This is a genomic window from Streptomyces sp. ISL-66, from assembly GCF_018614135.1.
Lineage (GTDB): Bacteria > Actinomycetota > Actinomycetes > Streptomycetales > Streptomycetaceae > Streptomyces.
The window spans coordinates 1-13,169 of sequence record NZ_JAGGOW010000154.1 but is presented as its reverse complement, the minus strand read 5'-3'; the positions used below and the strand labels follow the sequence as shown (position 1 = coordinate 13,169).

The window sequence follows — 13,169 nt, the reverse complement described above, 5'->3', positions numbered from 1 at the left end:
GCATGGCGTCGGTGAGCGCCTTGCTGACCTCCTACGAGCGGGAGGGCCTGTTCGCCAACCCGGTGCGCCGCCTGTCCAACGGCCGTCGGATCTATCACGAGGAAGATCTGGAGTGGCTGGCGATCTGCACGAAACTGCGCTCCTCCGGCATGTCACTGGCGACCACCCGGCACTACATCGAGCTGGCCCGACAGGGCCCGGGCAACGAACACGAGCGGCTGGAGTTGCTGCGCCGGCACGAAACCCACGTGGAGGCGCAGGTCCAAGAGCTGCGCGAGACCTTGGATGTAATACGCCAAAAGGTGAGGATCTACGAGGATCATCTCGCGCGCGGCGAAGCCGACCGGCTCTGGAACCCGTCCCACCCGGATGCCGTCGAGGCCGGCACTCACCAGGAGTGGCATCCGCCAGAGGGCGCGTGATCGTCCACTTGCGCCGGTGCATCCCGGCGGCGTCGCGTGATCGGACGGCTCGGGCCGACTGGGCGCCCCTTCAAAGAGACACGGTGCAGGTCGCGAGAGCCGGCATGCCGCGCAGGGCGCGGCGGGCGATGTCGGCCAGGGAGGCGACCTCGGTGGGGGAGAGCGGGGCCGTACGAGGGCCCGTACGAGGTCCCGTACGAGCGGCCGCGCAACTACGGCAAGGCGCCTCCAGGTTGGGCAGCGGGTCGTGGCAGATGCCGCATTCGGCGGGTGGCGCGGCGGGCGCGGCGGGGTCCTTGCGGACCCGTGGCGCGGGGAGTTTGCGGTCGAGGCGGTCGGCGAGCAGGGCGCGGGCCGAGTAGACGACGCGCGGCAGGCCGTCGGTGAGCAGCGAGCGGGCTTCCAGATCGGACACCCCGTGAGCGAGCCACTGTTCGGCGAGCGGGGCGAGGGCGAGGGTCTCGGTGGCGCTGAGGGCGAGGCGAGGTTCGTACGCGGCGATGCGCGCGAGCAGTGCGGCCCCTCGGCCGGTGGCCTCCGTCAGCTTGACGGGCTCGGGGAGGGAGGGTTCTTCTACCGAAGTCGTTGTCCCCAGGGGGGACGCTCCCGTCTCTCCGTCGTCCACCTCACCGGTTCCCGGGTCAGTGGCCTGAGCGGGGTCCGGGTCGGGCTGCGGGGGTTCGGGGCGGTCGTCCGTGTGCGGGACGTCGTAGACGAACGTCTCCGTGCGGACGTGTCCGGTCTCCGGGTCGCGCAAGGTCCGCCGCAGGTAGTAGCCGTACTTGACCAGTTCGTCGACCGCTTTGGCGACTCCGCGCCGGCCGACTCCGGGGTGCTTGTCGGCAAGGGTACGGACGTCCTCGCGGGAGCCGTCGGGAAGGGAGAGGAGGTATCCGAGGATGCCTCGGGCGGTGAAGCTGAGGCGACGGTCCCGGAGGACTTCGTTGCCGAGGACGGTGAAGGCACGCTTGCGCGGGCTAATGTGGATCCGCACTGAAGACTGCTTTCTTCGGTGTCGGGCCCCGGGGTGTTGTCGCACCGCCGGGGCCACCTGACTGTGTTCAGTTCGTGTTGAGCCGGGACGCTAGCGCACCCTTTGCGGCATATACCAGCCGTGGCCAGCGATGTGAACTATGAGTAGCGCTCCCGGAGTTCGAACTTGAGGACCTACCCCTTGAGCGTCCCGATGGTTCGCGCGCGGTTGTTGAGCTCGCGCACCGCTCGGATGGTCGCATGCGGTTTGAGGCGGAGCGTCATCTCCTCGAAGTGTTCGTCCCCCCTGGCCGAGGACAGGCCCTCGTACTCGTCGAGGAACCGGCCCCACGACTCGCAGGCGGCCTCCACATGCCCGATCGTGAGCTGCCGCTGGGCCAGCAGACCGTATGCGTGGAGACGCCCCTGCCTCTCGTGCGCCGACTGCACCCGGATCGACTCCTTGAGGGTTCGGACCGAGCCCGGGAGGTCCTTCGTCTCGTTGAGGACGTGCGCGACGTGGAAGAGGTAGGCGGTCCGGTCGTAGCCCCCGATCGATTCGCGCCGGTCGTCTGCCTGTCCGAGTGCGTCCTCGGCCTCCCGGAGTCGGGCGAAGGCCTGCCGTTTGTCCCCGACCATGGCTGCCCCATGCGCCTGTTGGCCGCGTAGGAACGCCACCAGTCTTGGTCCGGCCACGGAGGCGGCTTCGGCGGCCGAGTCGGCGAGCTCCAGCGCCCGTCGGCCGTAGCCGAGGTTGGAGGCCTGGAGACTCATCCCGCGCAGTGTCCGGCAGTAGGTGACGTGGTCCTCCGCTTCGCCGGCCAGCTTGAGGGCGCTCACGTAGTAGTCCTGGCCGAGGCGGTGCTGACGTTCGTACATGGCCATCCACCCGGTGAGGTAGACGAGGTCCGAGGCTGCGGCGAGCATGCTGCGCCGTACGGGGGCCGAGGCCTCCGCCTTCAACCACGGACCCACCGTGTTGACGAGAAACGCGGCGGCCATCGGGCGGGCATGACCTGCGCCGAGCTCGTCGAGGATGTCGGCGATCCGGTCCGTCATCGACCTCACGGCATCCACCTGCCCCTGGCCGACTCGCGTCGTAGCCTTCCCCGGCCCTATCGGGTCGGGGCTCTCGGCTCGCGCGAGCTCGGGGAAGAGGGGGATGGCGAGCGCTGCGGAGAAGACGCCGGCCGCGATGACGCGGCGGCGGGATGGATCCATGTCGGCCCTCCCGAGGTCTACGAGGTCCCGGACCGTGTCCGCCTCCTCCCCGCCGGACGGGGCCGTGAGACCGGCTTCGGCGTAGGTGACCGGTCGGCCGAGCTTCCGCTCGAAGGCTTCGACGATCAGCGCCCTGACCTGTGCGCGGGGCTGATGGCCGACGATCCATTGAGATACGGCGGGCTGACCGTACTTGAGTCCGAGTCCTGCCTCCGCGCCGAGACGGTTGATGATCGAGGCGAACTGCTGTCGCGACCATCTGGCCTGTTCAAGCAGTACGGGAAGGCCGGTGTTGGCTGTGCGTGAGTGTTGCGCCATGTGCAGCTCCCGACCGGTGCATGGCTTGCATACTTCTCCGACCGTTCAACGGTACTCGCGGACAGGGGCCGTGGGGTTACCTCTTCATACCCAGTGGTGATCGAGCGGGAGTTGTCCGCCCGCTGACGATGGTAGGGAGCGGTCGATGACCGACGACGGTGAACGGCATGAGTACGCGGCTACGGGTGGCGTATGCGGCAGCCTCGGCGAGGCGCTCCTTCAGATGGCCGTGGCGATAGAGGCGGGCGTCGAGGAGGCCGCCGAGACGGACATCGTCGAGGTGCTCACTACCGAGCCGGAGACCATGCGGCTTGCCGAGCTGACCTTGCGCCTGGCCACACACTGCAAGTGCCTCGCCGTCGGCCTCGGTGAAATCGCGCTCGCGGAGCGCTCCCCGCGCGCGCTCGGCGCATTGCGTGACTGGGAGGACGTCGACTCCGCAGACCCAGAGCTGGACACTCGCTACGACGCCACCAGCAACCTTGGGTACGCGCGCATGTTGGCCCTGATCGCCCGCAACCTGTTGACGGCGCTAAGGGATCACCGGGCTGCTCAGCCCGCGTCAAGGGCTTTCGTGGGCCGTACGGGCATGCCGCCGATCGCGCCGAGTCAGGCCGGCCGGTGAGGGAGCACGTGCGGCAGATCGCCTACGCACTGATCTCGCTCGGTGTCCTCGGCTCGATCGTGCTCGGCATCCGCTGACCACCGCCCGGCCGGGGCGGGCCGCCTGCACCATTCACCCAATGTGGGATGACCGCGTGACTTGCCTGAACGGGGCTTGCGGCCGTCATCGGGGCGGGAGCCCGAGGATCAGCGCCAGCGAGGAAGCCAGGGCAAGGTGTGCGACGACCACCAGTACCCACTCCATGGGGCCCAGAGCCCACCGGCTGCGGACCGTCAGCCGCCATTCGTACGCCGCGGAGCCGACGGCGAGCACGAATATGGGGGACCAAAGGATGGCCCACCAGGACCAGACATCGGCAAGTCGCAACACAGTGGTCAGCACTGCAAACAGTGCCGCGGGCAGGAACCATCCTGGCTTCTGCTCTCCCTTGGCGGCACTCGACAACGGTGGGGAGGGGGTCAACGTGTGTCCTGTCGGGTTCGCTGTGGACAAGGCCGAAGGGGGCGTGCTGCAACCGTGGCTGCAGCACGCCCCTCCGTTCACTCAGAGATCAGCTTGGTCGTCACTGGAACATCTGCCAGATGCCGTAGAGGTTGGCCCCCACGTTTGCGGCCTGCAGCGGAGCCTTCCAATACCAGGCCAGGCCGTCGTACCAGGCCTTGAAGTCGGAGAACTTCCCGCCGACGGCCTTGGCGAAGCCCGGCACCTTCTTGAGTAGCTTGACCAGTCCGTCGAACTTGCCGGCGGCGGCCGCCTCGCCGTTGGCTATCGACTGCAGCTCGGCGCGTTCGGCCGCGCTGTACTCGATGGGGGAGTTCAGCAGGCCGGTGGCCAGCGACTGGATTGCCTGCCGCTGCTCCGCCGTCGTTGCCGTGATGGCAGGAGCGGCAGGGGCAGTCGTGCTCGCCTGCGCGGCAGTTCCGCCGAGACCGAGAGCGAGTGCCGCGAGTACTGCGACGCCCCCGATGCGTACCGTGTTGCGGTTCACGTATTCTTCCTTTGTGTAATGCACAAAGGGGTGCGGAAACCAGGTGCCTGTTCGTGGAGCCGTCGGCTTGGACACTCTCGGCCCCGAACCGCGCCTGGCTCCGCCCCCCGTGCGAATGGCTTTGTGAGCACTCCCAATTGACTGGTCAGGTCAACCCGATTGTGTTCCTCATGAACGTAACGCACCAGTCTGATCACGCCCAAAGATCTACCGTCATGACTCAGATCACAGGACATTTTTCGGTCAGACATCCAGATCTGGAAGAGCCTTCCCGCTCGCCAGAAAAGTGGCTGCCACCAGCGGATCTTTCCGGAGAGGAGAAAGACGGCGGTTCGCCTGCCGTTTCGACGGACGACTTGAAACGGGCCTTCAAGCGCGAGGCACTTCCCACCACTGAAGCAACATCACGGCATCATCGGCCTGTCGCGCCTTCGATGCTCACCATTGAGCATCATCCGGCCCCTTGCCCTGTCCGACGGCTCTTTCCGTGACCACGGCCCGTGGCTCACCAAGGGCGAAGCCCAACGACTGCGTCGGGACGCAATATCGATCGCGCCGCCGGGCCGGCGGTGTCAGGACGTGGAGACCTCGGGGATGCCCTGTCTGTGAAGCGTCAACCACCCTCCTAGCTGCACGCGGTCTGAGAAGGGATTCCGCCCCGTTCACGGGGCGGAGGATGTCAAACGCCGAGACGTTCTCGGCTTTGCGGATGATGACGTCCTTGCTGCGGCCCGTCAGGACCAGGTAGCCGTCGGGCGTGAGGTGGCCGAGGTCGCCGGTGACGACGACGCACCGCGCTTCCAAACCGGGAATCGTCAGTGAACGCGTACGAGTCCCGTACCGCCGGTGGACTGCGCATCGCTCGCAGCGTCCAAGCAGCTCGGTGAAGCTGGGCGTGCTCATGCTTGCAGGCGGTGTCGAACCTGGGCGATTACCTGTTGGGCCTCGGCCCCGAAGACGGCTGACCTGTTCAGTGTGGCCCAGACCCGTTGGTAGGTGGCGACCGCGTGGCTGTCGTCCAGCCAGCGTTCCGCGTCCCAGTCGTCTGTGATCGCCAAGCGGCTGTCGAAGATCCAGAAAGGGTTGCCCGGGGGAAGTCGCAGCGAGGCGCCGAACGGGACCACCCCCAAGTTCAGGGTGTCCATACCAATAGCCCCGAGCAGGCGGTCGAGCTGTGCGGCCATGACAGTCGGCGGGCAGAGCTGGGCACGCAGGGCGCCTTCCCACATCAACAGGTTCAGGCGATTGCCCGGCTGGTAGAGCCAGCTTTGCCGCTGCATGCGGACCCGTACGGCGTCGTCGGTGTCGCGAGGGGAGTTCTGGAGCGTCTCGTAGTGCTGGAAGATGTGGCGGGCGTAGTCGGCGGTTTGCAGCATGCCGTTGACGGCATTGTTTTCCCACACATGCATGACTCGGGTGTCCGCGACGAGGGCGTTCCACGTTTCCTGCACGGGACGGTGCCCGGCGGCCAACTGCCGACGCCAGGAACGGATCTGGGACTCCAGGCTCTTGAGACGGCCGTGCAGTTCGGCGTACGCCTCGGGCCGGCCCGTCGCCTCGGCCCACTGCCGAAGGTCGTCGGGTGTTGCCGTCTGGCGCCCGTTCTCCAGCTTCGAGATCTTGCTCTGCCCCCAGCCGAGGCGTTCGGCCAGGGCGGTACCGGTGATGCGGCCCTCGGGACTGGACTCGCGCAGCTCTCGTAGGCGTAGCCCCAAGACCTCGCGTGCCTTCTGGAAATCCGTCACCGGTACCCGCTCTGCCTACGTGCCCGCGGAGAGACCCGCCGCGAACGTCTCGTACGGAACGGCATGGTGCCACGCCGCATCGCGTACGAGAGACCTCTGGACGACCTCGGCCGGCTCTGTGATCAGCTCGACGTCCACAAGCTGATCATCTCGGTCGAAGTTCAGGACCGCAACGATCCGGGAGTCGAACAACCAATAATCCTCGGAGGGTAGTTGCAGTGTGTCGGCGTCCGTGCGCCACAGGTTCCTGATGTCTTCGCCGAGCTCGCTGTTCCGCTTGGCGTTGTCGAAGAGATACAGCTGCCCTGTAGTGGGAGGGTTGTCCACGATGCGCACCCGCTCGACACGCTTGCCCTGTGCGGTCTGCGTACGGATCAGCTCGCAGTACGGGTCCGCCGGATCCCATCGGGCGGCACCCGATTCGAGGAACTGGCGGTAAGTGGCGGTCTTCTCGTCGCTGGCGTACCGGGCGCGAGTCTCCAGCCGCCAGGCCGTGTGCTTGAACGTCCGGAAGAGATCGCCGAACTCGTCCAGGTCGGTGATCCTCGCAGCCCGGGTCGTGTCCTTCGGTGCGTAATCCACCAGTAGCTCCCTTGGGACGATCACTGCCACCTCCCCTTCGGACAGGTGGTGAAGCTGAGCGATGTCCTGCGGGTCCGTCAGCGGTGGCCCGTGAACGATTACCTCGCGGCTGTCCAGGTCTTCATGGATGGAAGGGCACCCTGTGCCGCCGCTGCCCGTGCCGTTGAAACGCAACCTACGTGCCGTCATTCGGAACCACCTCTCGTACGGAAGGGCCTGCCGCAAGGGTGGCTGCTGTGTTCCGGGAAAGTCGAGGCATAGCTGAGGGGAGCGTGAGAATAATCGGGAATAGTCTCATTGCGGCACAACTGCCTTTCCCTACGGTTTCGTCCATCGAAGTGATCGACGGCGAGGGAACGGATGGTGCGACGTGGCCGTCACCAGCAAGAAGTTGTGGGAGCAGGTACCTCAGTCCGATCCCTTCCCGAGGCCGGATGCCATGCCCTTCCCAGGATGTGACGTGTGTGCCGCGCTGGCAGAGCAGCGTACGGAGTACCGCAGGCTCCGGGACGGGAGCGGCGCGACGGACTGCAATGTCGAGATCCGGCAGCACCCACACGGTGCGATGGCCGACTGATGGAGATGGACGTCTGGCGGGATGCCCGCGCGAGGGCGACGGAGGCCACGGCGGCGATCCGGGAGGCCTTGGCCGGGCTTGGGCTTCCCGAGTCCGTGTGGGGTGCGGGGAGGCCCGTGGTGACCAGCAGCGGCAGGGCGTACGTGGACCTCGGGAAGCTCCGGGCCGACGCGGTGGTGAGGATCGCCGATGCCCTCAAGGGCTCCCCCGACCGGGGCGGGAATCCCGCACCATTCACCCGACGATGGGAGACCGTCATGGACGGTAAGCACGCCGGCCCTCCGCAGGACAAGCCGTGGACGCCTCCGGCGCAGCCCTCCAGTCCGGACGGGAGCCGGCCGTCTCAGCCGTCCACCCACCGGGCGGAGTGATGCTGACCCGTTCGGGACGGCGTACAGCAATGCCGGGCTTTTGCGGCTCCGCGTGGACAGCACGGGCACGAGGGCGGCGCAGGGCCGGTTCGTCGGTGAGTCCTCGTACATGTGGATTCGTTCCGAGCGGCCGACCGTCGACCTCAAGGTGCCGGACGTGTCGACCAGCCGGAGGTCACCGATCGACCCGGGGCAGGTTCTGGGGCTCGGCCATCTCCAGGACTTCGCCATCGGCCTCCAGGTCCCGGACGTCTCCTACTCCCACCGTGGGGAGGGCGATTCCCTGAGGGTCCAGTTCGTCGACGAGGCGGGCACGTCGGCCACCGTCATCCGCTATGGGGACTGGTGGGAGGAGGGCGCGGTGCGTTCCTGGGGACCACGCGATCTGTGGGCGGAGGTGACGGCGGCCTACACCTGGTACGAGCTCCAGGGACGCCCGCACATCACCCGCTTCGGCATCACAGTCGACGGGGACGGCCAGTACGCATGGCTGGATGAGCCGCGACGGCTCGTAGGTTCCTGATCCGCGGCCCCGGCCGGACCGTGTCCGGCCGGGTGCGTCCCGTGATGTCAACTACGCGTAGCGCTCGCGGAGTTTGTACTTGAGGACCTTGCGCAGGGCGTCGTTGCGGGGGAGGGCCTCGACCAGCTCCAGTTGTTCCGGGAGCTTGTGGGTGGAGAGGCCCTGTGTGCGGAGGTGTGCCGTTAGGTCGGTCAGGGTCAAACGGGCGGCTCCTGGAGGCTGTTCGACGACCGCGCAGACGCGTTCGCCGCGTTCCGGGTCGGGGAGGCCGATGACCGCGACGTCGGCCACCGCGGGGAGTTGGTGGAGGAGGTCCTCGATCTCCTTCGCCGAGATGTTCTCGCCCTTGCGGATGATGACGTCCTTGCTGCGGCCGGTCAGGACCAGGTAGCCGTCCTTCGTGAGGTGGCCGAGGTCGCCGGTGATCAGGTAACCGTCCGCGTCGAAGGCCCCCGGGTCGTCGTCGTGGTTGAGGTAGCCCTGGCAGACGGCCTCGCCGCGCAGCCGGACCTCCCCGTCGGTGTGCGGGGGGAGGTCCGTCCCTTCCGGGGTCGTGATGCGGATCGACATGCCCTGCGGGGGGCGGCCCTCGGTGGTGGCGAGGTTCTCCGCCGTGTCGTCCGGGGCGCCCATCGTGATCATCGGGACCTCGGTCATGCCGTAGCCGTGGGTGAGCTGGCAGCCGAGCTCGCGGACGACCGCGTGGTAGATCTCCGGGGGCTTCGGGGCGCCGCCGCCCGCCAGGAGGCGGAGGGTCGGGATGAGCTTCACCCCCGGGTCCTTGCGCTGCTCGGTGAGGAACATCGAGTAGAAGGCGGTCGAGCCGCCGGCCACCGTGACTCCGTGGCGGCGGTATCCGGCGAGGGCGTCGGGCATCGCGAACTTCTCGAAGAGGACCGCGGGAAACCCGTAGAGGAGCAGCATCACCGTGTAGTCGGGCCCGGCGATGTGGGCGAAGGGGAAGGCCATCGAGCCGACGTCGTCCGGTGAGAGGTGCAGGGCGTGGGCCAGGCAGGAGCCGCCCGCGATGAGGGAGCGGTCCGTGTGCAGGACGCCCTTGGGGTCCGAGGTGGTGCCCGAGGTCCAGTAGATCCAGCGGACGGACGTGCCGTCGGCCGGGGGCGGGGGCAGGACCGCCGGGTCCCCGTCCGGGAGGGAGCCGTAGGCCTCGAAGACGCCGCGGGCGCCGAGGCGTTCGGCCATGGCGGTGTGGTCGAAGCCGCGCCAGACGCCGGGGACGGCGAAGAACTCCGCCTTGGACTCGCGCAGGGCGAAGCCGACCTCGCGGTCCCGGTAGAAGGGGATGACGGGGGTCTGGACGGCGCCGAGGCGGGCGAGGGCGACCGAGAGCAGGACGGTCTCGATGCGGGTGGGGAGCTGCCAGGCGACGACCGTCCCGGGGCGCACGCCCATGTCGTACAGGCCGGCCGCGACCCGCTCCGAGCGGCCCCGCAGTTCGCCGAAGGTGAGCCGGCGGTCGTCGGCCGGGTCCTCGGCGGCCTCGATGAGGACGGGGGCGGCGGGGGTCAGGGCGGCCCGGCGGGCGATGAGGTCCCACAGGGTCCGGGACCGGCTGAGCTCGACTGCGGTGTTGTCCGTCATCCCGGACCGACCTCCCCTGGCCGAAGACACCTGACGGATAGTCAGATCAAGCGCAGAGCGTAGGGCGCGGACGCTTGTCGGTCCAGGGGTGGCGGAGCTAGCTTGGTTCCAGGCTTCTGACGCACCATCAGATTCACGTCGGATTCACGTCAGGCTCGGATCAGACTCGGATCAGGCTCGGGTCAGTCTCGGATCGGATTGGCATCCGATGCGCATCGGGTTCGCATCGGATGCACGCACCGCAATCAGCGCGACCAACGGAACCATTCGGCATGCGGCGAGGGGACACCATGGAACTGCCTCGGATCATCAGCGTCGACGACCACGTCATCGAGCCCGCCCACCTCTTCGACGTCTGGCTCCCGGCCAAGTACCGCGACCGCGGCCCCAAGGCCCTCACCGCCGGCATCGGCGAACTCGCCTACACCGGCGGCAAGTACGTGATCACCATGGACCCGGACGGCCCGCCCACCGACTGGTGGATCTACGAGGACCTGAAGTTCCCGTACAAGCGCAACATCGCCGCCGTCGGCTTCGACCGGGACGAGATGACCCTGGAGGGCATCACCCGCGAAGAGATGCGCCGCGGCTGCTGGGACCCCAAGGCGCGGCTCCTCGACATGGACCTCAACCACGTCGAGGCCTCCCTGTGCTTCCCGACCTTCCCGCGCTTCTGCGGGCAGACCTTCGCCGAAGCCCACGACAAGGAGGTCGCCCTGGCCTGTGTGCGCGCCTACAACGACTGGATGGTCGAGGAGTGGTGCGGCGACAGCGGGGGCCGGCTGATCCCGCTCTGCATCATCCCGCTCTGGGACATCGGCCTGGCCGTCGCCGAGATCCGGCGCAACGCCGCGCGCGGGGTGCGGGCCGTGACCTTCTCCGAGATCCCGACCCACCTGGGACTGCCGTCCATCCACTCCGGGTACTGGGACCCCTTCTTCGCCGTCTGCCAGGAGACCGGCACCGTCGTCAACATGCACATCGGGTCCAGCTCCCAGATGCCCGCCGCGTCCCCCGACGCGCCGCCCGCCGTGCAGGCCTCGCTCAGCTTCAACAACGCCATGGCCTCGATGATGGACTTCCTCTTCAGCGGGGTCCTGGTCAAGTTCCCGACGCTGAAACTGGCGTACAGCGAGGGCCAGATGGGCTGGATCCCGTACGCCCTGGAGCGCGCCGACGACGTGTGGCAGGAGCACCGCGCCTGGGGCGGGGTCAAGGACCTGATCCCCGAGCCGCCGTCCACGTACTACTACCGGCAGATGTTCTGTTGCTTCTTCCGCGACAAGCACGGCATCGCCTCGCTCGACGTCGTCGGGCGCGACAACGCCACCTTCGAGACCGACTACCCGCACGTGGACTCGACCTTCCCGCACACCAAGGAGGTCGCCCTCGACCACGTCAAGGGACTGGACGAGGAGACCGTCTACAAGCTGATGCGCGGCAACGCCATCCGGATGCTGGGCCTCGACCTCGACAGGGACCGCGAGGACCGGCGGACGGGGCGGTAGGCGCGGTGGACCTCACCTACACCGAGGAGGAACAGGAGTTCCGGGCCCGGCTGCGCGCCTGGCTCGCCAAAGTGCTCCCCGAGCTCCCGGCCAAGCCCTCGCCCGACGACTGGCCGGGCCGCCGCGCCTACGACGCGGGCTGGCAGCGCAGGCTGTACGACGCCGGGTACGCCGGACTGCACTGGCCGGTCGACGCGGGCGGCGGCGGGGCCACCCCCACGCAGCACCTGATCTACCTGGAGGAGGCCGAGCGCGCGGGCGCCCCGTACGTCGGCGCGAACTTCGTCGGGCTGCTGCACGCCGGCCCGACCATCGCCGCCGAGGGCACCGCGGAGCAGCGGGCGCGCTGGCTGCCGCCCGTGCTGCGCGGGGACGAGGTGTGGTGCCAGGGGTTCAGCGAGCCGGACGCCGGCTCCGACCTGGCCTCGCTGCGCACCCGCGCCGTCCGTGAGGGCGACGAGTACGTGATCACCGGGTCGAAGATCTGGACCTCGCACGCGGAGGTGGCCGACTGGTGCGAGCTCCTGGTGCGCACGGACGCGACCGCGCCCAAGCACCGCGGGATCACCTGGCTGGCCATGCCCATGGACGCTCCGGGGGTGACGGTCCGGCCGTTGCGGACCCTGGCGGGGTCCACGGAGTTCGCGGAGATGTTCCTCGACGGGGTACGGGTCCCGGTCGCCGACCGGGTCGGGGAGGAGAACGACGGCTGGCGGGTCACGATGGTGACGCTCTCCTTCGAGCGCGGCACCGCCTTCGTGGGCGAGGTCGTCGCCTGCCGGCGGACCCTGGGCGAGCTCGCGCGCACCGCGAAGGCGAACGGCCGCTGGGACGACCCGGTCCTGCGCCGCCGCCTCGGGCGGCTGTACGGGGAGTTCGGCGCGCTGTGGCGGCTCACCCAGTGGAACGTCAGCGAGTCCGAGCGCTCGGGCGGCGTCCCGGGCATCGGCGGCAGCGTCTTCAAACTGGCGTACTCCCACGCCCGCCAGGAGCTGTACGACACCGCCGCCGAGGTGCTCGGGGCCGAGGCGCTCTCGCTGGACGAGGAGTGGACCCTGGACCGGCTCTCGTCCCTCTCGTACACGATCGCGGCGGGCACCTCCCAGATCCAGCAGAACATCGTCGCCGAGCGGATCCTCGGCCTTCCGAAGGGCAGGTGAGCGTTCCGTGGACTTCCAGCCGACGCAGGACCAGCGGGACCTGCGGGCAGGCGTACGGGACCTCTTGGCCGGCCGGTACGGGCGCGAGGCGCTGCGCGCGGCGGTCGACGGTGGGGTGTGCGTGGACCGGGCGCTGTGGCGGGAGCTCGGCGAGGCCGGGTTCTTCGCGCTGCGGCTCCCCGAGGAGGAGGGCGGGGTCGGGCTCGGCATGCCGGAGGCGGTCCTCGTCTTCGAGGAGGCCGGGCGGGCGCTGCTCCCCGGTCCGCTGGTCGCCACCCACCTGGCCGCCGGCTCTGTGCCGGGGGCGGCGCAGGGCACGGTGGTGGTGACGGCCCTCGACCTCGGCGGGCCGCTGGTGACCCACCTCGGGGAGTCCGACGCGGTGCTCGGCGCGGCGGCCGTGCCCGCCGGGGAGGCGGTGCGGTCGGTGGATCCGCTGACGCCGCTGTCGCGGGTCGGCGTACGGGGCTCCGTACGGGATCGGGACGGGTCGGGTGGGTCGGGCGGGTCGGGTGGGCCGGGCGGGCCGGCCGCGGCGGCCGCGTCCGCCGCGGC

The 13,169-nt window shown here is 68.9% G+C and carries 15 protein-coding genes; 8 read left to right on the top strand and 7 right to left on the bottom strand.

Annotation, left to right across the window (positions count from 1 at the left end):
* Positions 1-422 (top strand): MerR family transcriptional regulator (locus J7E97_RS27860; RefSeq protein WP_215032791.1); only part of this gene is annotated, 422 nt, incomplete at its 5' end.
* A 70-nt stretch (positions 423-492) separates the two neighbouring features.
* Here J7E97_RS27860 and J7E97_RS27855 read toward each other — a convergent pair.
* A complete protein-coding gene (locus tag J7E97_RS27855; RefSeq protein WP_215032788.1) occupies positions 493-1,416 on the bottom strand; it encodes a helix-turn-helix domain-containing protein in 924 nt (307 codons plus the stop codon).
* 173 nt (positions 1,417-1,589) lie between these two features.
* On the bottom strand, positions 1,590-2,933 hold the full coding sequence (locus tag J7E97_RS27850; RefSeq protein ID WP_215032785.1) for a hypothetical protein: 1,344 nt from the start codon (positions 2,931-2,933) through the stop codon (positions 1,590-1,592).
* Between the two features lie 145 nt (positions 2,934-3,078).
* On the opposite strand from J7E97_RS27850, the gene J7E97_RS27845 reads away from it, so the two are divergent.
* Positions 3,079-3,558 (top strand): hypothetical protein, encoded by a 480-nt coding sequence (locus tag J7E97_RS27845; protein WP_215032782.1) that lies wholly within the window; start codon positions 3,079-3,081, stop codon positions 3,556-3,558.
* Between the two features lie 162 nt (positions 3,559-3,720).
* On the opposite strand, the gene J7E97_RS27840 is transcribed toward J7E97_RS27845, so the two are convergent.
* A complete protein-coding gene (locus tag J7E97_RS27840; RefSeq protein WP_215032778.1) occupies positions 3,721-3,939 on the bottom strand; it encodes a hypothetical protein in 219 nt (72 codons plus the stop codon).
* 181 nt (positions 3,940-4,120) lie between these two features.
* A complete protein-coding gene (locus J7E97_RS27835; RefSeq protein ID WP_215032775.1) occupies positions 4,121-4,546 on the bottom strand; it encodes a hypothetical protein in 426 nt (141 codons plus the stop codon).
* A 215-nt stretch (positions 4,547-4,761) separates the two neighbouring features.
* On the opposite strand from J7E97_RS27835, the gene J7E97_RS27830 reads away from it, so the two are divergent.
* Complete coding sequence (locus J7E97_RS27830) at positions 4,762-5,037, top strand: hypothetical protein (RefSeq protein WP_215032772.1); 276 nt, start codon at positions 4,762-4,764, stop codon at positions 5,035-5,037.
* Positions 5,038-5,445: 408 nt separating this feature from the next.
* On the opposite strand, the gene J7E97_RS27825 is transcribed toward J7E97_RS27830, so the two are convergent.
* Both J7E97_RS27825 and J7E97_RS27820 read right to left on the bottom strand, forming a co-directional pair.
* Positions 5,446-6,291 carry a helix-turn-helix transcriptional regulator gene (locus tag J7E97_RS27825; protein WP_215032769.1) on the bottom strand — a complete coding sequence of 282 codons (846 nt, stop codon included), beginning with the start codon at positions 6,289-6,291 and terminating at the stop codon, positions 5,446-5,448.
* A 15-nt stretch (positions 6,292-6,306) separates the two neighbouring features.
* Complete coding sequence (locus J7E97_RS27820) at positions 6,307-7,062, bottom strand: DUF6879 family protein (RefSeq protein WP_215032767.1); 756 nt, start codon at positions 7,060-7,062, stop codon at positions 6,307-6,309.
* Between the two features lie 507 nt (positions 7,063-7,569).
* On the opposite strand from J7E97_RS27820, the gene J7E97_RS27815 reads away from it, so the two are divergent.
* Together J7E97_RS27815 and J7E97_RS27810 are read left to right on the top strand one after the other, a co-directional pair.
* Positions 7,570-7,821 (top strand): hypothetical protein, encoded by a 252-nt coding sequence (locus J7E97_RS27815; RefSeq protein WP_215032764.1) that lies wholly within the window; start codon positions 7,570-7,572, stop codon positions 7,819-7,821.
* A 52-nt stretch (positions 7,822-7,873) separates the two neighbouring features.
* Positions 7,874-8,344, top strand: a complete 471-nt coding sequence (locus J7E97_RS27810) for a hypothetical protein (RefSeq protein WP_215032762.1) — start codon at positions 7,874-7,876, stop codon at positions 8,342-8,344.
* A 51-nt stretch (positions 8,345-8,395) separates the two neighbouring features.
* On the opposite strand, the gene J7E97_RS27805 is transcribed toward J7E97_RS27810, so the two are convergent.
* The gene (locus J7E97_RS27805) at positions 8,396-9,946 is read right to left on the bottom strand and encodes a class I adenylate-forming enzyme family protein (protein WP_215032759.1); all 1,551 of its coding nucleotides are present in this window, start codon (positions 9,944-9,946) and stop codon (positions 8,396-8,398) included.
* 290 nt (positions 9,947-10,236) lie between these two features.
* Here J7E97_RS27805 and J7E97_RS27800 point away from each other — a divergent pair, with 290 nt between their 5' ends.
* The 3 genes from J7E97_RS27800 to J7E97_RS27790 form a co-directional block, all read left to right on the top strand.
* Positions 10,237-11,454 (top strand): amidohydrolase family protein, encoded by a 1,218-nt coding sequence (locus tag J7E97_RS27800; RefSeq protein ID WP_215032756.1) that lies wholly within the window; start codon positions 10,237-10,239, stop codon positions 11,452-11,454.
* Between the two features lie 5 nt (positions 11,455-11,459).
* Positions 11,460-12,614: an acyl-CoA dehydrogenase gene (locus J7E97_RS27795; protein ID WP_215032753.1), complete on the top strand. Its 1,155-nt coding sequence runs from the start codon at positions 11,460-11,462 to the stop codon at positions 12,612-12,614.
* A gap of 7 nt (positions 12,615-12,621) precedes the next feature.
* A partial coding sequence (locus J7E97_RS27790; protein WP_215032750.1) for an acyl-CoA dehydrogenase family protein occupies positions 12,622-13,169 on the top strand: 548 nt, incomplete at its 3' end.

Bases quoted from the DNA above. Each gene is read 5' to 3' on its own strand.
- J7E97_RS27820 (WP_215032767.1), bottom strand. From the start codon at position 7,062: ATGACGGCACGTAGGTTGCGTTTCAACGGCACGGGCAGCGGCGGCACA.
- J7E97_RS27805 (WP_215032759.1), bottom strand. From the start codon at position 9,946: ATGACGGACAACACCGCAGTCGAGCTCAGCCGGTCCCGGACCCTGTGG.
- J7E97_RS27845 (WP_215032782.1), top strand. From the start codon at position 3,079: ATGACCGACGACGGTGAACGGCATGAGTACGCGGCTACGGGTGGCGTA.
- J7E97_RS27800 (WP_215032756.1), top strand. From the start codon at position 10,237: ATGGAACTGCCTCGGATCATCAGCGTCGACGACCACGTCATCGAGCCC.
- J7E97_RS27850 (WP_215032785.1), bottom strand. From the start codon at position 2,933: ATGGCGCAACACTCACGCACAGCCAACACCGGCCTTCCCGTACTGCTT.
- J7E97_RS27830 (WP_215032772.1), top strand. From the start codon at position 4,762: ATGACTCAGATCACAGGACATTTTTCGGTCAGACATCCAGATCTGGAA.